The organism is Nitrosomonas sp. (assembly GCF_043753625.1).
Classification (GTDB): Bacteria; Pseudomonadota; Gammaproteobacteria; order Burkholderiales; family Nitrosomonadaceae; genus Nitrosomonas.
In genome coordinates, this window is record NZ_JAYUWI010000057.1 from 22,750 (window position 1) to 43,752 (window position 21,003).

Sequence of the window (21,003 nt, forward strand, 5' to 3'; positions counted from 1 at the left end):
GGATTGTTCGAATTACTTTTTAGAACCGCATTTCCCTTCACCACATTTACCTTCTTGCTCGGCTTTTTTGCCGCCGCATTTTCCTTCCATATTTTGTTTCATTTCATTTTTACCACCACACTTACCTTCACCGCACTTACCCTCTTTCTCAGTTTTCTTACCATCATTTTTACCTTCTTGGTCTGATTTGTTAGCGCTGCTCGCATCGGCAAGCTGCATGTAACCGCCAGATAATTCATTCATCGAAAAAGGATTTACGCTGGTATCAGCTGAGAGATTAATGGCAGCAAGACCGGTTACAAGTGCAGTGCCTACCGCAAGTGAAATAGGTTTCATTGATTTTTTTGACATTTAGCTTCCTCCATAAAAATTGATCAATTTGGTAACGCATGATAATAATAATAACTCCAAATTCAAATGAAGTCCCTTATTTCTTTATTGTTTCCGGAATCTCCGCACGCTCTGCGCATCGGAGTGGAAAGCTATCGCTTGATATGGATTAATCTGCAGCGTTTTTCCGGATCAGTTTCAATCTATTATCTATCTTGCTTTTTTTGCATGCTTCTCTCTGATAAACTCAGCGCTTCGATGAATACTATAAAAATAGCTTGCAAATTGAGGAATCCCAAATGTTTGACAAACCCAACCAACTCATTTTTTATATCAATGTAACACTCATTATTTTCGGTGTTCTGGTCGCACTGTTGACCGACTACGTTGTGATCGGGCTAATATTTGCTTTCAGTGCATCGTTACTGGTCTATGATCAATACAGACAAAACAAATCCGCATTTACTATCGCAGATCTAAGAAAAATACTGACTGTCCACGACACGAGCGGCAATAAGGCAACACTGACACAAACACAAATGACAACCGCCTGTCATGTTGATAATTCAGAATATTGGTTTAGAAATATTCGTGCGGTAGGCAGCATCAGTCACTTTAGAGTTAATGATAGCGATCCGGCTGAACAGATAAAAGAAAATGGAAGTTATCGGGTATGCATGAAACTTCCACCTAAGTTAAAAGTAGTGAATGGTTCTGATCTGACCCTATCGTATGAATACGAAGATGCTTTCACACAGACAGAAGGTGTTCTTTCCCACGTCGTTGACAATGACACGCGGCAACTGCATCTAACTGTTGAGTTACCGGCGGGACGCACCATTTCTTCAGCCCGGTTTTTCTGTAAACATGATGATTTAGAAGAAGCGCTATTACCCCCTGTTGTCACCGGACAAACCAAAATCGATGTCCATATTAGAAACCCAAAACTTGGTGCCGAATATTGCCTGCAATGGAACTGGTCAGATGCCGGTTTCATAAAGAAAATAAGTCATTTTTTCTAATCTGGAACTGTCCGTTTTAGTTTGATTAGGACTAAAATTTATTCTGAATCACAGCTACCCCGAACCAAACAGCCTTCCATCTTTCCTACTAATCGCGCAAATACTTATATATCGTTTTGAATTTACTCAAAGCCCTCGCTGCTGTCAGCAGCATGACATTTATATCGCGCATTCTCGGTTTCTTGCGTGACGTCATTATTGCGCGGATTTTTGGCGCAGGAATGGTAACCGACGCTTTTTTTGTTGCTTTCCGTATTCCCAATCTGCTACGGCGACTATTTGCCGAAGGCGCATTTTCACAAGCATTTGTTCCCATTCTTTCCGAGTATAAAAACACGCGCACCCCCGAAGAAACGCACGACTTGGTTGATCACATCACCACGCTTCTAGGTATCACACTTTTTTTCGTTAGCGTCATTGGTATCGTAGCAGCACCACTAATTATCTACGCCAGTGCGCCCGGATTTTCTGCCGATCCGGAGAAATTCAACTTAACCGTTGAACTCTTGCAGATTACGTTTCCCTATATATTTTTTATTTCCTTGGTTGCTCTAGCAGGCGGCATACTCAACACCCATGGCAAGTTCAATGTTCCTGCGATTACACCGGCACTATTAAATTTATCATTTATCGGCTGCGCGCTGTGGCTCACACCTTTACTCGATCCGCCGATTCTCGCGCTGGCATGGGCAGTGTTTATCGGTGGTATATTACAACTCGCTTTCCAGATACCCTTCCTGCTACGCCTCAAACTATTGCCTCGCTTCCGTTTCAGAAACCCGGACGCCGGTGCCTGGCGTGTGATCAAATTAATGGGCCCAGCAATCTTTGGTGTATCGGTCGGTCAGATCAGTTTGTTGATCAACACCATCTTTGCCTCACTTCTGGTTACCGGCAGTGTATCCTGGCTTTATTATGCCGATCGATTAATGGAATTCCCTGCCGGTCTGCTGGGTGTGGCATTAGGCACGATTCTGTTGCCATCGCTAGCCCGGCATTACAACAGCAATAGCACCGAAGAATATTCCCGCTTGCTCGACTGGGGCCTGCGAATGACCATTCTACTGACCTTACCGGCAGCCCTGGCATTAGCATTATTAGCAACTCCTTTAATCACAACTCTTTTTCACCACGGCGCATTCACTGACCATGATGTCTGGATGACACGCGAAGCATTAATTGCCTACAGTGTGGGATTACTCGGATTAATTCTGGTTAAAGTACTGGCACCTGGATTTTATGCACGTCAGAACATCAAAACACCGGTCAAAATTGCTGTCATCACGCTGATTGCCACACAACTGATGAATCTTGCCTTTATCATTCCTTTGAAACACGCCGGATTGGCATTGGCAATCGGTCTGGGGGCTTGTCTTAACGCGGGGTTACTGTATTACAAATTACGCAGCCACAAAATTTATCAACCGCAGCCCGGATGGCTTGTTTTCTTTCTAAAAATACTAATCGCTTTGACGATTATGGGCACTGTCTTATGGTTTGCAACAGGCAGTGATGCTTCTTGGTTAATCGACTCAGCTATGGCACGTGCCGGGCGATTAAGCTGGGTAGTCATTCTTGGTGCATTCAGCTATTTCGCCGCTTTATGGTTACTGGGATTCCGTATCACAGACTTTACCAAGCAGCAGGCAATATAAAAACTAACCATTGATTATGCGCTATGTTTCTTGTCATTTTCAATCAATGCATACGCTGAATGATTATGAATAGATTCAAAATTCTCCGACTCGACCACGTAGGCATCAATGCGCTCGTCATGGTTTAGCACTTCCGCAATATCTCTTACGATATCTTCAACGAACTTGGGATTGTCATAGGCCTTCTCAGTTACATACTTCTCATCAGGCCGCTTCAAAAGACCATAGAGCTCACAGGAAGCATTACGCTCTGCAATCCCAATAACATCTTCAATCCATACAAAACTATTCGTGCGTACGGAAATAGTAACGTGGGAGCGTTGGTTATGCGCACCATAATTCGATATCTTCTTAGAACACGGACATAAACTCGTTACTGGCACCACGACTTTCATGGTAAAAAAATATTCGTTATTTTTAATCTCGCCAATGAACGTAACCTCATAATCCAATAGACTTCTTACTTGCGACACCGGTGCGGATTTATTAATGAAATAAGGAAAAGTCATCTCAATATGGCCAGAGTCTGTTTCCAGTTTTTCGATCATTTCTCGCAAGATAGCCTGAAATGACTCGACAGAAATTTCCCGTTCGTGGCTATTGAGTATTTCCACAAAGCGGGACATATGCGTGCCTTTAAAATTATGCGGCAAATTCACATACATGTTAAAGATTGCCACGGTATGCTGCACCCCATCATCCTTGTCGGCCACAACCACGGGATGGCGTATGGCCTTAATCCCCACCCGGTCGATCGCAATACGCCGGGTGTCAGGCGAACTCTGCACATCGGCAATGGGCAAATCTATTTGTTTATTCATATTATTTCCTCCTATTTAATTAGGAGTCTCTGGCAACAATTGAGTTCCACACTCGTAACTCCCAGTCAGAATCAACACTGTTGAAACAACAGTCAGTTAAATATTACTCAGACAGTATTAACCGCACTGATTGGATAATACCATTCTTGTCTAATCCGCAATCTACAAGCATTTGTTCATGATCACCTTGATCGATAAAAACATCCGGCAGCCCGAGTTGTAACACTTTGACACAAATTCTCTGACTGTTCAGTGATTCTGTAACAGCACTACCTGCTCCCCCCATCACAGTATTTTCTTCAACCGTAACCAGCAAGTCATGGCTGGCAGCCAAAGATGCCACCAGATCATCATCTAGCGGCTTGATGAAGCGCATATTGACCACTGTTGCGTTGAGTTCTTCTGCAGCTTCCAGGCACGGCGCCAGCATACTGCCAAAAGCCAGCAACGCAATTCGCTTTCCCTGACGCCGGATTTCACCGCGACCAATGGGTAATGCTTGCATTTCTTTTTGCACCTGCACACCGCTTCCAGCACCTCTGGGATATCGTACCGCTGATGGTGTATCCAGTTGGAAAGCAGTATACATCATCTGCCTACATTCATTTTCATCTGCAGGTGCCATGACAGTCATATTCGGAATACAACGTAAATAAGACAGATCAAAACTACCTGCATGCGTTGGGCCATCTGCCCCCACTAAGCCAGCCCGGTCAATGGCAAATACAACCGGCAGATTCTGAATAGCAACATCATGAATCAATTGATCATATGCCCGCTGTAGAAAAGTTGAATAAATCGCCACGACCGGCTTTAATCCGTCACATGCCGCACCCGCCGCAAATGTAACCGCATGTTGCTCAGCGATACCGACATCAAAATAACGTTCGGGATATTCCTGTGAAAAACGAACCAACCCGGATCCTTCACGCATTGCCGGGGTAATGCCTATTAAACGGGAATCCTGTGCGGCCATATCACACAACCAATCACCAAATATTTGTGTATATGCGGGTTTTCCTGCTGATTTAGCAACAATTCCTTTTTCCGGATCAAACTTACTAACACCGTGGTACAGAATGGGGTCCTCTTCAGCTACTTTGTAACCAGCGCCTTTACGCGTAACCACATGGAGAAACTGCGGACCATCAAGGAGCTTGATATTATTCAGCGTGGTAATTAAAACATCCAGATCATGACCATCAATCGGGCCGATATAATTAAATCCGAATTCTTCAAATAAGGTACCCGGCGTTACCATGCCTTTGACATGCTCTTCAGCGCGTTTGGCCAATTCCAGCATAGGCGGAACGACACCCAGTACTTTCTCGCCAGCACGCCGCGCCGTGGCATAAAATCGCCCCGACATCAACTTCGCCAGATAATTGTTCAGTGCACCAACCGGCCTTGAAATCGACATATCATTGTCATTCAGGATAACCAGTAAATTGGCATCCATCACACCAGCATTATTTAGCGCCTCAAATGCCATCCCTGCACTCATGGCGCCGTCACCAATAATGGCGATTGCGCGCCGGTCCGTCTTGTTTAATTGCGCAGCAACCGCCATACCGAGCGCGGCACTGATGGAGGTACTGGAATGAGCGGTACCAAATGCATCATATTCACTTTCATCGCGACGCGGAAATCCGGCTAACCCACCCTGCATACGCAGTTTATTCATACCACCTCGCCGGCCGGTTAGAATTTTGTGCGCATAGGTTTGATGCCCTACGTCCCAAACAATCTGGTCATTCGGTGTATTAAAAACATAGTGCAGAGCAATGGTTAATTCAACCGTACCCAGATTGGAGGACAAATGCCCACCGGTTTTCGCGACCGATTCAATGAGAAAGCTACGTAATTCCTTAGCAAACTGCGGTAATTTCTTCTGATCCAGTTCACGTAACTGAGAAGGCGAGCTAATGGTATCTAACAGTGGATACATTCAAAACCTGAAAAAAATTAATGGGGAAAAGAACTTAGAATTTACGTTTAATTATAAAATCGGTTACTTGACGCAATCGTAATGCAGCTTCACCAAAACTATCTAAAGCCTGATAAGCGTCATGCTGCAATTTCTCCGCCAGTTCACGCGCTTGGCTAATACCTAGAATACTGACATAAGTGGGCTTATTATTCTCAGCATCTTTACCGGCGGTTTTACCCAATGTGGCTGTTGTTGCCTCGGCGTCCAACAAATCGTCAACCACCTGGAATGCCAGACCAACGCATTTGGCAAAGTGATCCAATTTACCCAACTGATTATTATCTAAACGGTTATTACAACGAGCCCCGAGCATCACAGCAGCACGGATCAGCGCACCGGTTTTATGGATATGCATAAATTCCAGCTCCGGCAGGCTTAAAGTCTTGCCGACACTATCCAAATCAAATGCCTGCCCCCCTGCCATACCACGAGAACCAGTAGCCAATGCCAGCTGCGCGACCATCTCTAACTGCGTCCCCGGTTCATCAGCCAGACGCTTCTCCGCCAATAATTCAAAAGCCAAGGTTTGCAAACTATCGCCCGTCAGCAGTGCGGTAGCTTCATCAAACTCTATATGACAGGTAGGTTTGCCGCGCCGCAGAATATCGTCATCCATGCACGGCAGATCATCATGCACCAAAGAATAAGCATGTATGAGTTCTACCGCCGCGGCAACAACCGTAACACGCTCAGCATCTGCACGCACAAGTTCCCCGGCTGCAAAAGACAATAGCGGACGTACGCGTTTTCCTCCACCCAGCACAGAATAGCGCATTGCTTTATGTAATCGCTCAGGAACGCAATCTGCGCCAGGTAATCTCGATTCCAGAAATATTTCGATACGCGCCTGACAACCGCTGGTCCAATTCTGAAAATCAGCGCTCATCACGGTCAGATCCTGTAAAATCTTTTAATATACCGGCTTCAAGCATGCGAACCTGCTGTTGCGCACCTTGCAGTTTATTCTGACAATACTGTAACAACTCTGCTCCACGCTGATACGCTGAAAGAGAAACCTCCAGTGACATTTGCCCTGCTTCCATGGCCGTCACTATTTTCTCCAATTCAGCTGATGCCGCCTCAAAACTCTCTGGCTGAGATGAAACAGCATGCTTAGATGATTTGGTCATAAATACTTAGCCTGCAAGAATACAAATATAAAAATAGATGGTTTTTTTACAAAAAAGCAGATAAAAATAACGCAATAAGCAGTGTCAGGTCAATTCAAATTTAGTAATAACTGTCCCCGCTGCTTTTTGAAACCACAGTTGAGCAGCTGAAAAACGGCTTAGATCACAAGGCACATGTGATTATCAGTCCTTTAATAAAATATATTGCCCACACTTTTTTCATAACCGGTTTTCAATTTTAGCAACACAAAATAACAATATTGATACATCACGCTTACTATGGCAAGATACGAGCCTAGGTAGGCCTCGTCAGGATTAGGTAAACATTCGATTTGTTAAAAAATAAGTCATTGAAAAATAGTCCTTTACTTGTTCCATCGTCACGACCGCTTATTTCGGCAATACCCCCGGGTAGAGGTTCTCGATACAAGAACCCATTCTGCGTTTTCTAATGTAATTAAATTGAGACAACCTTGAACGAAATCATTGACCAAATCTCCGGATATTTTGAAACCGTGCCGTTATGGCCATTTGTCTTATTTGGCTTTCTAGGGCTGGTGGCTGTATTTGTTGAAATTCTTAATCGCAAGCGCCGCGCCGATGCGATTGATAACTTCCGCTATACGATAGAAACAGAACTCGCTGACATGTATCCTCAGCATAAACGCTGGCCTAAGAATATCAACATTTACCTCTGCTCCCGGCTGCCTGGAATGCAGCAAGAATTTGAAGTCTTGAGAGTATTCCTTCCTCAGGATCGCCTGCTCAGCTACAATACGGATTGGAATAATTATTGTGATTTCTGCCGCAATATCACAGATGAGAAAATTGCCGCAGCTGAACAATCCTCGGCATCCGATCCTTCTGAAGGTACCAAACAATCTACGCATAAAGAATCAGATCCAAAAGAAGTTTTTCATAAGCTTGTAGCGGATTTATTGAAACACACACATATATAAAAACTTCTTCGCCCTACATGATGCAATGCAGCGAATCAGTGGGTATTGGCATAGCAACAGATTCGATGCAATTGGCAGTGATTCCGGATTGTCTAGCGAACAGGTTCATAATCCAGCGCATTATCATTAAAACCACATCATTCATTTGCCATGAATACACACGATAAACCGGTTGGTTCCAAAGTAACGGTGCGCCCGGTAATGTCTTATCGTGATATGGGCAAGTTTATTGATGTACCTTGGTACATATACGCCAATGATCCGTTGTGGGTGCCACCTTTACGCCTGGAACGGCGCTTCCATTTTTCCCGCTTCAATCCTTTTTTTAAACATGGTGAATGGCAAGCTTGGGTCGCCTATCAAAACGGTCAACCGGTTGGGCGAATCAGTGCACAGATCGATTCGCTGCACCGGGAACGCTACGGTGCAGATAGCGGCCACTTCGGTCTGCTGGAATGTATCGACGATTCAGAAGTTTTTGCTGCATTGATACTGAATGCTGAAGCATGGCTGGCTTCCCGGCAAACGCGTCATGTGAGCGGCCCGTTTAATCTCTCTATCAATCAGGAATGCGGTATTCTGGTCGATGGATTTGATACACCACCGGTTATCATGATGCCCCACTCACCGCGTTGGTATGGCCGTTTACTGGAAGAACAAGGTTATCTTCCCGCCAAAGATTTACTGGCTTATAAGGTCCGGGTCGATTTTGAAATACCCCGTGTCATGCAGGTTTTGATCAATCGATTTGCTTCAAAGGTAACATTGCGTACATTGAAGCGTAATCATTTTGATGAAGAAATGGAAACCTTGCGGGATATTTTTAACGATGCTTGGTCTGAAAATTGGGGTTTCATCCCCTTTACACGGGAAGAATTTGCCGAACTGGGTACCAGCCTGCGCCTGTTACTGCCGGATGAATTCATCCAGATTGCCGAAGTCGATGGCAAGGCTGCGGCATTTATGGTTGGACTACCCAATCTCAACGAAGTCTTAATCGAATTAAATGGGAGCTTGTTTCCGTTTGGCTGGCTCAAACTGATCAGAAAGATCAAAAATAAAGAGATACGGACAGGCCGCATACCGCTAATGGGTGTCCGCAAACAATTCCACAATACACCGCTAGGCCTGGCATTGGCTTGCCTGGTCATTGATGCGCCCCGTCAAGCAGGAATTGCCCGCGGCATTGAAGAGGTTGAGATGTCATGGATACTTGAAGATAACGTCTCGATGCGTAGCATTCTCGACAGTATTGGCAGCGAACAATACAAACGTTATCGTATTTATGGAAAAACATTGTGAACGATGAATCTTGTTCAGCGCCGCAACGATTCGCCGCACTGGTTCTAGCTGCCGACCGCACCAACAAAGATCCCATCACGCAGCATACCGGTGCCGCCTGCAAGGCCTTTGCACCTGTAGATGGCATTCCAATGGTTATCCGTGTTCTGGATACGCTGGCGGCTTGCGATTTGGTTACCACAATTATCCTTTGCGGCCCTCCTGATTCCCTTCACTCACATTGCCCGGAATTAAAACAGCGCGTTGCTTCCGGACAAGTGATTTGGATACCGAATCTGGATTCCCCCAGCCGCAGCGCTGAAAGCGGTCTGAGTCAAATACCCAGCGATACGCCGGTATTATTAACCACCGCAGATCATGCTTTGCTAACACCCGATATGGTACAAAGTTTTCTGCGTGACTCCTTAGCAACCCAGTGTGACGCCACGGTTGGCTTGGTCAGGCAGCAAGATATCACTGCCGCATTTCCCGTCTCCAAACGCACTGTTATCCGCTTACGCGACGGTGGATTTTGCGGCTGCAATCTGTTTACTTTTAACCCACAAGGGCGAGCATTAATCAGATTCTGGCGGCAAGCTGAAGATTTGCGCAAACGCCCCTGGCGATTGATCGCTGAAGTACTTGGATTCAAAATGGTATTGGCGTATTTTTTTGGATTTCTCACGTTACAACAAGGATTGCAAGCCGTATCCGAAAAATCCGGGGTAAAAATACAAGGAATCATGCTTGATGATCCACGGGCCGGTATAGATGTCGATAAAATAGAAGATTTGGTGCTTGCCGAATCCATACTCAAGAAAAAACCATATTCTTTTCCCAGTGACACGCAATCTATTGAGTAATCTGCCACCTGCTCTCGTCAATGCTATTCGCCATACCATCAGTTATGTTAATCACGCAGATTTATGAAATTAATTGAACGGTATATCGCGCGCGAGATATTGCTGCCCTTCACGGTAGTCATTCTTATTCTGGTCGGTTTATTTGCCAGCTTCAGTAGTGCACGGCTTTTGGCAGGAGCCGTCACTGAAACTTTGGGAATCACTGCCCTGCTGAAACTGGTTTTCTTAAAAACACTGATTGCACTGGAAGTATTAATCCCCATCGCGCTCTATATTTCGGTCATCATAGGTCTGGGCAGACTCAACAAAGATCAGGAGCTGAATGTCATTCGTTCTGCCGGTGTCAGTGGTACGCGCATTGTTCTCACCGTACTGACGGTGGCGATACCGGTTGGTATTGTCAGCGGCATGCTTTCATCCTATGTTCGTCCTTGGGCCTATGCGGAAAGTTACATTCTGGACGCACAGGCAGAAGCCGAGTTAAATACAAACCGGTTTCAGGCCGGGCGTTTTCATGGTAGTGAACGAACCGGCAGAATCGTCTATGTACGCAACAAGAATGACGCAGACAAGCAAATGCAGTATATTTTTCACTATATCAAGAAGCCGGACGGCAGCGAAATTGTCATTGCCAAGCAAGCTCGCCAAATTCAACCGTCAGAACCGGAACAAAGACCGCACATCCAGTTATCTGAAGGTATGATTTATCAATTAACAAGAACAGCCAGCATTGATGATGTCATCCAGTTCAAAAACATGACTTATTTTATTGATAGTGACTATGCTCTGAATTACCGGCGCAAGGCAGCCGCCACAAGAACACTTTGGGAATCCGATCAGCCGCGTGATATTGCCGAATTGCAATGGCGAATTTCCCGTCCGCTCGCCACGATTCTATTGGCTTTAATTGCAGTGACATTCATTCGTAGCACGCCGCGCCACGATAAAACCGATCGAACGTATCTTATTGCCGCACTCGTCTTCGCCGCCTATTATAATTTTACTGGACTGGCCAAAACCTGGGTTGAGCAAGGTGTCGTTGGCAGCATACCGGGGGTTTGGTGGCTCTATCTACTCATGCTAGCAGCATTGGGTATCTATGCACTGATATCAAGTCAAAGACCATTTTCACGCCCACGATGATAATTTATCGCTATATCGCTTACCAAGTGCTGATCGGCTTCATGATTGCCGCTTCGATTCTGCTTCCATTATTCAGCTTCTTTGATTTATTAGATCAACTGGATAATGTAGGCAGAGGCACTTATCGCATCCAAGATGCTTTTCTCTACACAGCGATGCTCTTGCCACGCAGATTTATTCAGATCGCACCTTTTGTTGCTTTATTAGGCACAGTCGTTGCACTTGGAAAACTGGCCGTGGATTCGGAATTAATTGCTATGCGCGTTGCCGGACTGTCACCGCTTCGTATCAGTCTTGCACCATTAAGCGTCGGTATTGCACTACTGCTGAGCGTCGCGATTTTAGAGCAATTTGTAGCACCCCAGCTGCAACAAAAAGCGATTACCTATCGGGCTATCGCGCTGGAGCAAAGTGCTGAATTAGGTAAAAACCTGGGTATCTGGACGCGCAACGAGCAAAATATCCTGCGCATCGGTCATATGTTGCATGTCAAAAGAGCGGCGGATATTGAAATCCTGCAACTGGATCAAGAAGGTTTCTTACTCACACATACCTTGGCACAATATGCGGACATTATCGATGACGATATCTGGGAATTAAGCAACGTCGTTGTCAGAACATTTAAAGATGATCAGATATTAGCAACCCGGGCTAATACATTAAACTGGTCCTCTTTTCTGAATCCAGAAGATATCCTAACGCTCACCAAACCACCCGAAAGCCTGTCACCACTTGAATTGGTACGGCATGTAGAATTTTTACGCAGCACCGGTCAGGATGCGGATTCCTACGCCTTGGCGTTATGGCGAAAAGTTGGCAGTGCACTGATGACGGTAGCCATGCTGCTGTTATCCATTCCATTTGTATTTGGATCGATCCGAACCGGTTTGAGCAACAAACTGGTATTGGCTGCGCTGATCGGCATCGCTGTTTACTTGTTGGATCAAATTATCGCCAATGCCGGTCTGATATTGCGCCTAAACCCCGCATTCATCGCACTTGCCCCTGGATTATTCATGATTATTCTGGCCAATATATGGTTACGCCGGACTTTTTAACACCGATCTGTTATTGTTGTTACAAAACATCTAAAATCGCGTAGCCTTGCATAACCTATAGTTCATTAGATTAATATTCAATCGTTAGCTTCGTTCAGACAAAATCCATTATCAACCGCACATGTCGACTTCAACATATATTTATATTTTTGGTGAAAGTGAAATCACCATTTGGGGATTAACGGGTCGAGAGCGTTTGCAACGCATGTTACAAACGCACGAGCACATCCAGCTGGTTGATGATGCCGAAAAAATTCCTGCCAGCGCGACTACTTTATTTTTGAATTCTAATTTTCTATTTGATGCCCGGGTGTTGACTGCATTGCTCGGGCTGGACAAGAAAATCGCCTTATACAATGACGAAGGCTGCCCCTCCGCGATACGTACCGATGGCAGTCAAGCACCGCAAATACTCAGGAATCTTAACAATAATAAAAGCCAGAATTATAAGTTCGTGTTGCTGATCATTCCGCGCATTGGTCTACAAGATCTGAAAATAGATTTTCAACAAAATCTGAAAAAGAAAGACCCTCCTTATATTTTACCTGTCAGCGAAACCAATCGTCCGTTACTGGAAAAGGAGCTGTTCTCCGGGTCATATAAAGGCGTGACCGATCTGGTCACTAAATGGCTGTGGCCGCTGCCGGCATTCTGGGTAACGCATTATTGCGTGCGTCAAGGCTGGCAACCGAATCACGTCACCTATCTCAGCATCGTGCTCGCCATTCTGACCGGATTAGCATTCTGGGGCGGATTTTTTGGCATTGGATTGCTCATGGGATGGTTCATGACCTTTCTCGATACCGTAGACGGAAAGCTTGCACGCGTCACCGTAACTTCCAGCCATCTGGGGGATGTTCTGGATCATGGCTTGGATATTATTCATCCACCACTGTGGTATCTGGCGTGGGGTGCCGGTTTAGCAAGCACCCTTACACCCATTAGCGGATTGGAAATAATGATGTGGCTCATGTTTTTAGGTTATGTGGGCGGGCGCTTATGCGAAGGCGCATTCCAATATTGGCTGGCATCTTTCGATATGTTCATCTGGCAAAAATTAGACTCATTTAACCGGCTGATTACTGCCCGGCGCAATCCGAATCTGATTCTACTCACGTATGGATGGTTAACTAATCAACCTGATGTCGGGCTACTGTTAGTCGTCGTCTGGCATGTGATCTCAACGGCGATACTGATATGGCGCTTGATGATCGGTTGGCAAACCAAGCAGAAAGAGGGAACACTAAAATCCTGGTTGCAGGATATCGATCCAGCACGTGACCGGGAAATATGGGCAGTCAAAATATTTACACGCGCGCCGATCAGTCTGAGAAAACCCTATCCCATATCATTCCCTTAAGTCGCACGCAGCATCGCCCAATGACATTACAAGCACGGATTGATCGCTTAAAAACCGGAGCAGCCAAAATCGGCTGCCTGATCAATCCAATGGGGGGTCAGGTACGTAAACGCAAACCGGCCATCCAGCTGGCGCTGGATGCAATACCCGGCATCATGATCTGCGAAGCCGCGGATGCGGTAGCTTTCAAAAGCGCAATTAATCAGTTAATACAAGCAGACATCGATTTACTGGTGATTGTCGCCGGCGACGGCACGACGCACGCGATACTAGGCCATCTGTTTAAATTATTAGCACCCGGAAAATGGCCGGTCTTGATGGTCATACCGGGCGGCACCACCAATATGACGCCACTGGATCTGGGCATACAGGGCAAACCCGAACAAGCATTACACCGCTTGCGTGATTATCTGTTAAAGCCATCAGCGCCTAAGCTGGTGCAGCGCCCGGTGCTACGAATCGAGCAAACTGGAATGAACCCGATTTACGGCATGTTCTTCGCGGTTGGGCTGGTGGCGCGCGGCGTGAAATTTTCGAGCAGCCCGGTCAAACAACTGGGAATCACCGGCAGCACTTTTACTTTTTTGATCATGCTACGATCAATCATTGGCATAATTATCGATATGCAACTTGGTCGCCAGAAAAGCGAGTGGGCACCGGTCAATATGACAATGACGGAAGTGAATGGACGAATCCATCACGGCACTTATCTGTTGGCACTGGTCAGTACAGTGGATTGTTTGCTACTCAACATCCGTCCGTATTGGGGCAAAGAACCGGCACCGCTTCATGTCACTTTGGTCAATCAACAACCTAAGCGACTGTGGCGTTCGGTATGGCCATTACTGTCAGGCGGCGGCCAAGTGTTACAAGAAACCGACGGCTACTATAGCCATAACACCCATTCCTTGACCTTGCGAATGGAAGATGAATATATTTTGGATGGTGAATTGTATCGATCTGTTCACTCCCATGAACCTTTGCGAATTTCCGCGACGGATCCCGTAACATTTTTTGTACCAGAGGACACTACGAATTCCATGACTAGCTCCAAAACCACATCTGCTGTGCAACTGCCTGTTCGATTGATTAACGAAGTAGCCTGGGAAAGCAAAAAGACGGTATCACCCGATCTCGCCCCTTTGTTGGATGCGCTCATCATGCGCTTCGGCGCATCACTGGATGCGGTGATTCTGTATGGCTCCTGCCTGCATTCCGACATCAGCTTGGAAGAAGGCATTGTCGATCTGTATGTCATCGTTGATAGTTACCACAAGGCTTATCCAGAGCGTTATTTGGCCAATTTAAACACCTGGCTGGCACCCAATGTTTTTTATCTGGAAGTACCGCATCAGGAAAGAACGTTACACGCCAAATACGCCGTCATTTCTACCAGTGATTTTGCACGTGGTGCGCAATTCTGGTTTCATCCGTATATCTGGGCGCGCTTTGCGCAACCATCGCGATTGCTCCACTGCCGTGACGACTCCGTACGAGAACGCATTTATGCAGCACTCGCGCATTCCGTCGTCACCTTTTTAAAATCTGGCGTACCAACACTCGAAGCAAACATACTCGATGTAGAAGAAATCTGGACCCGTTGCTTGATGCTCACCTACGCCGCCGAATTACGCGCAGAGCAAGAAACACGTGCACGCCACCTGGCACAGGCCAATCTGAATGCACTGATCCGCCTAACAGAAGTGGCAGCCCCCATGCTAACAGAGGTATTGGAAAAACAAGAAAATGGAAAATATCGCTGTCTGACCAATCCAGAGACACAGCGGAAAGCACTCTGGCACTGGCGGCTGCGCCGCTGGCAAGGACGCATTCTGTCGATCCTACGATTATCCAAGGCCACGCTTACTTTTACCAATAGCGTCGAATACGCTGCCTGGAAAATAGAACGGCACACGGGTGTCCGCGTGGAAATTACCCCGATGCTGCGCCGTCACCCCATCCTGTGGGGTTTAAAAGTAGCCTGGCAGTTATTGCGGCGGGGGGTGTTGCGTTAAATCCAATGACCTGTTAAGAAATAACAAAGATCGACAACCTAAAAACTTTTTAATGGAGACAAACATGAACTATCTGTATCGGTTACTCATTCTTTCCGTATTTTTTATGCTAATGGGTTGTTCCACGATGTATCTCGAGGCCCTAGAGAAAGTTGGCATTCCGAAGCGCGATGTGATGGTATCCCGGGTTGAAAAAGCGCGCGACACACAAGAAGTAACCAAAGAACAATTCAAATCGGCATTGGAACAATTTACTGCCGCCACCAATTTTGATGGCGGTGATCTTGAAGCCACATACAAAAGGCTAAATGACGCCTATGAAGCCAGTGTCGCTAAGGCCGAAGAAGTCAGAAGCCGCATCGCCGATATTGAAAGCGTCTCTGAAGCTTTATTTACCGAATGGAAGCAGGAAATCACGCAATACAGCAGCGCCGCGATGAAACAAAACAGCCAGAAGAAACTCAACACCACGCAAACACATTATCGCCAGCTAATCACTTCGATGAAACAGGCAGAAGCCAAGATTGAACCGATCCTCACCGTGTTTAACGATCAGGTCATGTTTCTCAAACACAACCTCAATGCACGCGCCATCGCTTCACTCAAAGGAGAATTGAGCACGATTAAGTCAGATGTATCTGCATTGGTTGTTTCCATGGAACAATCGATCAATGAAGCGAATGCGTTTATCAACACGATGGAAAAATAAATCATCTCAAGAAATCCCGGAATAACTGTCATTTCGAGAGTAGCGAGAAATCTATAGCGCTGTTCGCCAAAGATTCCTCACCGCGTTCGGAATGACAAACGGGTATTCAATAGCTCCTTACGATACAGGCACATCTGTGGCACTCAAACCCACCATCTACAAATTTAAAATTGCACTGACCGACCTCAATCGTAATTATTACGATACGCTCAATCTGACTATTGCCCAGCATCCATCGGAAACACTCGAACGCATGATGGTACGCATGCTGGCGTTTTGTATCAATGCACAGGAGTCCCTAATACTCAGTAAAGGATTGAGTACCGTAGAAGAGCCCGACCTATGGGCACATACCCCGGATGGCCGGATTGCGTTATGGATCGATGTCGGAGAACCCGCCCCGGATCGAATCAAGAAAGCCACCCGGATCGCTCAAACAGTCAAAGTGTATAGCTTTAACTCCAAATCGAATGTCTGGTGGATGCAGGAAAAAGCAAAATTCAACGAGCTGACCGCAGCCCTTTTTCAATTTCAATGGCCAAACATTCAGGCGCTGGCCAAGTTGGTGCAACGAACGATGGATATCTCCGTCACGATTACTGAGGAATCTGCTTACGTAGCTACGGAGTTGGGAGAATGTGAGGTGAATTGGGTTGCGTTAAAAATATCTTGACCCACTCAAAGAGCGTTCTGCCGATCCTTCGGTAATCCGCAACTTCTCGAGCCAAGTAGCAGCACGAAGCAGGGGTTTTTTCCAGCACTCAGACTCGTGAATCACCTTCTGATTCCTTAATAAAATAGGACAAACCGGAAATTAAAAACTGAATCCAATTATACGTTTGAACTCGTTCAATCAATACAAACCGTCTCCGCAATATGCCGGAAAATTGAGTTGGCCGAAAAACCAAACCAATCCCGGGATTCATCATGATGCGCGCCAATTACCATGCCTGCGGCTTCTTTATCAGGATACAACAACATCGTGATTGAGCGGGCTTTGTGATAGGCGCAGTCAAATTCATACAATGTTTTAACCGCGTGGTGACCACCTTTTTGCTTTTCCTCGTAGCTGGACAACACCCAGATTTTTCGGAACTGGCCGTTCTTTTGCAGGGTCTCTGGGTCAAAGTAATGCGCTTCGCCGGATTTGGCAGCAGCATCCGCTTTAATCCACTTGGCTTGCACAGTTGTAACAGCCATCAACAGAAACAGTACCATTAAACATTTTTTCATGATTAATCGCTATAATTGGCTTGTTCAATCTGTTTTTCTTTCCTCAGAATTTCCAAGCAATGGGTAATCCGTATAGGTTTCGTGCCTTTCTGCAACAAAGTCACAAAAGTAAATCATTTTGCCATTAAAGTGTTCCAACTGCTGGTGTTTTCAACTATTCTTAGCATCCATCCGGCCGGGTGATGTTAGGTTTTGTGTCGCAGATTCTCAATAGAATGACACGATGACGTGCACGTTATGAATGTAATGATAGCTGGATATTTTTGGGTTCAATAAGTACTGGCAATCTACAGCTTTATGAATAGCCTTAATCTGGAGTTAAATATGGAAGAACTAAATCAAGCCTGGGTCATGTTAAAGCTTGGCGGAATTATTATCATTCCACTGTCTTTACTGGCGGTTATCGCTCTGGCAATTATGCTTGAAAAAACATTTGTTTATTGGCGTTACGCACGCCTTTCCAGCGATTTGCTAAACCTTGTCGAAACATATGGTTTCAAATGGAACGATCTGGAAAAAATCCTTTCCGGATTGGATAAGCGTCATTATTACAAGCGTTTCTTTGAAGTGGTGATTTCCAACCGGCATAAACCGGCATGGTGGACGGAATCGCGCGCTGCCGATGAAGCGCAAATCATTGAAGAATCTTTGTCGCGGCGGCTCTGGGCTTTGGAAACCATCGTAACCGCCGCACCGCTGCTTGGATTGGTGGGAACCGTTGTCGGTATGATGCGCGCTTTCCAGGTGATTGGCAGCGAAGGCATTGTTAACCCCGCGGCGGTCACAGGCGGTGTTGCAGAGGCGCTGATTGCAACCGTGGTGGGCTTGGCGATTGCGCTGGTGGCCTTATTTGGATTCAATTATTTTTCCCGCTTGCAATCGCTGACATTGGATGAGATGGAACGTCTGGGTACGCGACTGATCGATAACATCCGCCTGGATCAACAGGATAATAACCATGAAGCTCCGTAAATCCCGCACAATTCCTAAAGGTAAAATAGAAATCATTCCGATGATCGACGTGATGTTTTTCTTGCTGGCGACGTTCATGCTGGCTTCTTTATCGATGCAGAAACTGGATTCATTGCAGGTTGATTTGCCCGAAGGCCAAGCTGAGAAGCTCAATGCGGAAAAGCCCGTTACTCTGACGCTAACCAAAGACAGTAAAATTTTTATCAATCAGACGGCTGTTACGCTAGAAACGCTGGCCACAACACTCAAACCGTTACTCGCAGACTCAAAACAGAAATTGATTGTGTCCGCGGATAGTGAGGCGCCTCAAGGCGTTGTCGTGCAGGCTATGCTGCGCGCTCGATCTGCCGGTGCCCAGCATTTTCTGATTGCGGTCAAACATAAATAGCACAGCACAGAATGGTAAGTTCCAGATCGAGAGAAATTCGCCTGTGGTGGCCATTGCCACTGGCTGCGCTCGTCTGGTTGTTGATTATTTGGGGACTGGGTTTTTTCTTGTCAGTGCCCGAGATAGAAGGCGAAACGCCGATCCCTATTGCTGCGAGCTTTATCGATTTAAACGAAACAGAGGATGCCAAGAACTCGCTACCTGCTTCTCCACAATCTGCTCCAACGCCACCACAAGAGAAACCTAAAACTGTCGAGGAAGCGAAACCGGCACCGAAATTGCCGCCGCTTCCGGCCCCGAGTCCGCCATCGCGATCACAGCCCAAACCCAAAGCGGTTGAAAAACCTAGTAAGCCCACGCCCACCCAGCCTACCAAAAACAAGGCAATCACTAGAACGCCGCCAAAACCTGCCCCCGATTCGGCTACGGATTTGTCCGATTATATTAATCAAGCCAAAGCGCGTCGCCGCGCGGAAGGTCTTTTTGATAATGATGATGTGGCTGCGAACACTGCCACGCCGCAACCCACTGCCGATGAAATCCGTATGGCCAATGTCAGGCGCAATCTCCAGAATCCTGGCACCAGTGGCATATTTCAAATTCTTAGAATAGGTCCACGCACGGCTGAATTTTCATTCCGCGCCTGGACAACGGGCCAAAGCAATCCCCGGTTGCAAACTATCCAAGTGGATGCCGGACCGGATGGCAATGTTGAACTAGCCATGGTTCGCCGGATGATCCAATTAATTCGTGAGCATTACAAAGAGGATTTTAACTGGGAATCACACCGTCTGCACCGTGTCGTCGTGTTATCCGCACGCGAGAAAGATTCAGCGGGACTGGAAGATTTTCTGATGCGCGAGTTTTTTATTAATCCGGTACGTTAAGCCAGCTCTGAATAACTGTCATTTCGAGCATAGCGAGAAATCAATAATATTGATTGTCAAAGATTCCTTATTGTGTTGGGAATGACCTATGAGGGTTATTCAGAGCTTCCTTAATAAGATTTTACTTAAGAAATTTTCCAAATACGTCGTTACCCCCTTAAAGTAGAAGACTCTTTCATTATTCAATCCTTCAACTCATTCGAAGTTTATTTATTGTAACTTCCTCTCATTCTTCAGCGAATACTTCTGCTATGGCAAGTAATACAACAATCGAAGTTCCTGTAGACGATCTTCAAGTAGGCATGTATGTCAGTGATCTTGATCGTCCTTGGCTTGAAACACCCTACTCTATTCAAGGTATCCTCATCCAATCCCAGAACGATATTGACATTTTAAAACGCTATTGCACTCTTGTTTATGTGGATGTAGACAGGAGTGAGATTTTTGTGGCTCAGCAACATACTCCTCATGCGAAGATCTCTGCTTCAACGGATATTGCTAATAAGCATAAGCAACTACAAGCCAATGAAACTGAATCTCTCAGTACACTACCCCAACGAGTAAAAACTTATACTGATATCCACACTGCGGAACAAGAAATACCTGCTGCTACGAAGGCATATAGCATCGCATTCACTTTATTCAGCGATATCAGTATCAACATCGAACGTAACACCAAATTTGATATTCAAGCAGCGCACGAAGTGGTTGATACTTTATGTGAAAGCATTATCCGTAACCCAGATGCGGCACTTCTGCTTGCGCAGCTCAAAACTACCGGGAAAGAACTCTACGATAGTGCAATTAAGACCTCGGTTCACTTACTTGCCTTCGGTCGTCACCTCGGTCTTCCACGCAAAGAATTATCGATACTTGGCTTAGGTGGATTGTTGATGGATATCGGAAAACAACGCCTGCCGAAAGAAATCCAAACTAAAAAAAGTTTGCTTCTCAAACCTAATGAACGCAAGCTAATGAAGCAACATATATTTTATGGAGAAGAGATCATTACCCAGCTAAGTAATACACCGGAAGAAGTAATTAAAATTGTGCTCCAGCATCACGAACGTGAAAATGGGAATGGGTAATCTAAAGTGGACCCCGCAGTCAAGACAATAATAGATTGAATTTAAGAGGGCACCCTATTCATGCAGCGGAACGGCGCTGCCCCGATTTTTTGTTTTTAT

The 21,003-nt window shown here is 45.9% G+C and carries 21 protein-coding genes; 15 read left to right on the forward strand and 6 right to left on the reverse strand.

What is annotated here, in order from left to right; genetic code table 11:
- Positions 1 to 12: 12 nt before the first annotated feature.
- Positions 13 to 351, reverse strand: coding sequence for a hypothetical protein (locus ACH10T_RS05665; RefSeq protein WP_394808345.1), 339 nt, complete (start codon positions 349 to 351; stop codon positions 13 to 15).
- A 278-nt stretch (positions 352 to 629) separates the two neighbouring features.
- On the opposite strand from ACH10T_RS05665, the gene ACH10T_RS05670 reads away from it, so the two are divergent.
- Both ACH10T_RS05670 and murJ read left to right on the forward strand, forming a co-directional pair.
- The gene (locus tag ACH10T_RS05670; protein ID WP_394808346.1) at positions 630 to 1,352 is read left to right on the forward strand and encodes a hypothetical protein; all 723 of its coding nucleotides are present in this window, start codon (positions 630 to 632) and stop codon (positions 1,350 to 1,352) included.
- A 116-nt stretch (positions 1,353 to 1,468) separates the two neighbouring features.
- Entirely contained in the window at positions 1,469 to 3,007 is a 1,539-nt protein-coding gene (gene murJ / locus ACH10T_RS05675; protein WP_394808347.1) for a murein biosynthesis integral membrane protein MurJ, read from the forward strand.
- A gap of 14 nt (positions 3,008 to 3,021) precedes the next feature.
- On the opposite strand, the gene folE2 is transcribed toward murJ, so the two are convergent.
- From folE2 to ACH10T_RS05695, 4 genes are all read right to left on the reverse strand, one after another.
- On the reverse strand, positions 3,022 to 3,828 hold the full coding sequence (gene folE2 / locus ACH10T_RS05680) for a GTP cyclohydrolase FolE2 (RefSeq protein WP_394808348.1): 807 nt from the start codon (positions 3,826 to 3,828) through the stop codon (positions 3,022 to 3,024).
- Positions 3,829 to 3,931: 103 nt separating this feature from the next.
- Entirely contained in the window at positions 3,932 to 5,776 is a 1,845-nt protein-coding gene (gene dxs / locus ACH10T_RS05685) for a 1-deoxy-D-xylulose-5-phosphate synthase (protein ID WP_394808349.1), read from the reverse strand.
- Positions 5,777 to 5,810: 34 nt separating this feature from the next.
- Positions 5,811 to 6,704, reverse strand: a complete 894-nt coding sequence (locus ACH10T_RS05690; protein WP_394808350.1) for a polyprenyl synthetase family protein — start codon at positions 6,702 to 6,704, stop codon at positions 5,811 to 5,813.
- The gene (locus ACH10T_RS05695; protein WP_394808351.1) at positions 6,694 to 6,948 is read right to left on the reverse strand and encodes an exodeoxyribonuclease VII small subunit; all 255 of its coding nucleotides are present in this window, start codon (positions 6,946 to 6,948) and stop codon (positions 6,694 to 6,696) included. The genes ACH10T_RS05690 and ACH10T_RS05695 overlap by 11 nt, the downstream gene beginning before the upstream one ends.
- Before the next feature lie 473 nt (positions 6,949 to 7,421).
- Here ACH10T_RS05695 and ACH10T_RS05700 point away from each other — a divergent pair, with 473 nt between their 5' ends.
- The 9 genes from ACH10T_RS05700 to ACH10T_RS05740 all read left to right on the forward strand — a co-directional run bounded on the left by ACH10T_RS05700 (position 7,422) and on the right by ACH10T_RS05740 (position 17,009).
- Complete coding sequence (locus ACH10T_RS05700) at positions 7,422 to 7,907, forward strand: hypothetical protein (RefSeq protein ID WP_394808352.1); 486 nt, start codon at positions 7,422 to 7,424, stop codon at positions 7,905 to 7,907.
- Between the two features lie 150 nt (positions 7,908 to 8,057).
- Positions 8,058 to 9,209, forward strand: coding sequence for an N-acetyltransferase (locus tag ACH10T_RS05705; RefSeq protein WP_394808353.1), 1,152 nt, complete (start codon positions 8,058 to 8,060; stop codon positions 9,207 to 9,209).
- A complete protein-coding gene (locus tag ACH10T_RS05710; RefSeq protein WP_394808354.1) occupies positions 9,206 to 10,051 on the forward strand; it encodes a nucleotidyltransferase family protein in 846 nt (281 codons plus the stop codon). Before ACH10T_RS05705 ends, ACH10T_RS05710 begins: the two co-directional genes overlap by 4 nt.
- Positions 10,052 to 10,114: 63 nt before the next feature.
- Positions 10,115 to 11,194 carry an LPS export ABC transporter permease LptF gene (gene lptF / locus ACH10T_RS05715; RefSeq protein ID WP_394808355.1) on the forward strand — a complete coding sequence of 360 codons (1,080 nt, stop codon included), beginning with the start codon at positions 10,115 to 10,117 and terminating at the stop codon, positions 11,192 to 11,194.
- A complete protein-coding gene (lptG, locus tag ACH10T_RS05720) occupies positions 11,191 to 12,252 on the forward strand; it encodes an LPS export ABC transporter permease LptG (protein ID WP_394808356.1) in 1,062 nt (353 codons plus the stop codon). The genes lptF and lptG overlap by 4 nt, the downstream gene beginning before the upstream one ends.
- A gap of 121 nt (positions 12,253 to 12,373) precedes the next feature.
- Positions 12,374 to 13,612, forward strand: coding sequence for a CDP-alcohol phosphatidyltransferase family protein (locus ACH10T_RS05725; RefSeq protein WP_394808357.1), 1,239 nt, complete (start codon positions 12,374 to 12,376; stop codon positions 13,610 to 13,612).
- The gene (locus ACH10T_RS05730; protein ID WP_394808358.1) at positions 13,543 to 15,627 is read left to right on the forward strand and encodes a diacylglycerol/lipid kinase family protein; all 2,085 of its coding nucleotides are present in this window, start codon (positions 13,543 to 13,545) and stop codon (positions 15,625 to 15,627) included. The genes ACH10T_RS05725 and ACH10T_RS05730 overlap by 70 nt, the downstream gene beginning before the upstream one ends.
- A gap of 64 nt (positions 15,628 to 15,691) precedes the next feature.
- Positions 15,692 to 16,336, forward strand: coding sequence for a DUF2959 domain-containing protein (locus ACH10T_RS05735; RefSeq protein WP_394808359.1), 645 nt, complete (start codon positions 15,692 to 15,694; stop codon positions 16,334 to 16,336).
- A gap of 91 nt (positions 16,337 to 16,427) precedes the next feature.
- Positions 16,428 to 17,009, forward strand: a complete 582-nt coding sequence (locus ACH10T_RS05740; protein WP_394808360.1) for a YaeQ family protein — start codon at positions 16,428 to 16,430, stop codon at positions 17,007 to 17,009.
- A gap of 176 nt (positions 17,010 to 17,185) precedes the next feature.
- Here the strand turns inward: ACH10T_RS05740 and ACH10T_RS05745 are convergent, their stop codons facing one another.
- Positions 17,186 to 17,569 (reverse strand): surface-adhesin E family protein, encoded by a 384-nt coding sequence (locus ACH10T_RS05745; protein ID WP_394808361.1) that lies wholly within the window; start codon positions 17,567 to 17,569, stop codon positions 17,186 to 17,188.
- A 324-nt stretch (positions 17,570 to 17,893) separates the two neighbouring features.
- Here ACH10T_RS05745 and ACH10T_RS05750 point away from each other — a divergent pair, with 324 nt between their 5' ends.
- The 4 genes from ACH10T_RS05750 to ACH10T_RS05765 all read left to right on the forward strand — a co-directional run bounded on the left by ACH10T_RS05750 (position 17,894) and on the right by ACH10T_RS05765 (position 20,904).
- Complete coding sequence (locus ACH10T_RS05750; RefSeq protein ID WP_394808362.1) at positions 17,894 to 18,541, forward strand: MotA/TolQ/ExbB proton channel family protein; 648 nt, start codon at positions 17,894 to 17,896, stop codon at positions 18,539 to 18,541.
- Positions 18,528 to 18,929 carry an ExbD/TolR family protein gene (locus ACH10T_RS05755; protein ID WP_394808363.1) on the forward strand — a complete coding sequence of 134 codons (402 nt, stop codon included), beginning with the start codon at positions 18,528 to 18,530 and terminating at the stop codon, positions 18,927 to 18,929. The genes ACH10T_RS05750 and ACH10T_RS05755 overlap by 14 nt, the downstream gene beginning before the upstream one ends.
- Positions 18,930 to 18,940: 11 nt before the next feature.
- Positions 18,941 to 19,816 carry a hypothetical protein gene (locus ACH10T_RS05760; protein ID WP_394808364.1) on the forward strand — a complete coding sequence of 292 codons (876 nt, stop codon included), beginning with the start codon at positions 18,941 to 18,943 and terminating at the stop codon, positions 19,814 to 19,816.
- A 251-nt stretch (positions 19,817 to 20,067) separates the two neighbouring features.
- Positions 20,068 to 20,904 (forward strand): DUF3391 domain-containing protein, encoded by an 837-nt coding sequence (locus ACH10T_RS05765; protein ID WP_394808365.1) that lies wholly within the window; start codon positions 20,068 to 20,070, stop codon positions 20,902 to 20,904.
- The last annotated feature ends 99 nt before the right edge of the window (positions 20,905 to 21,003 follow it).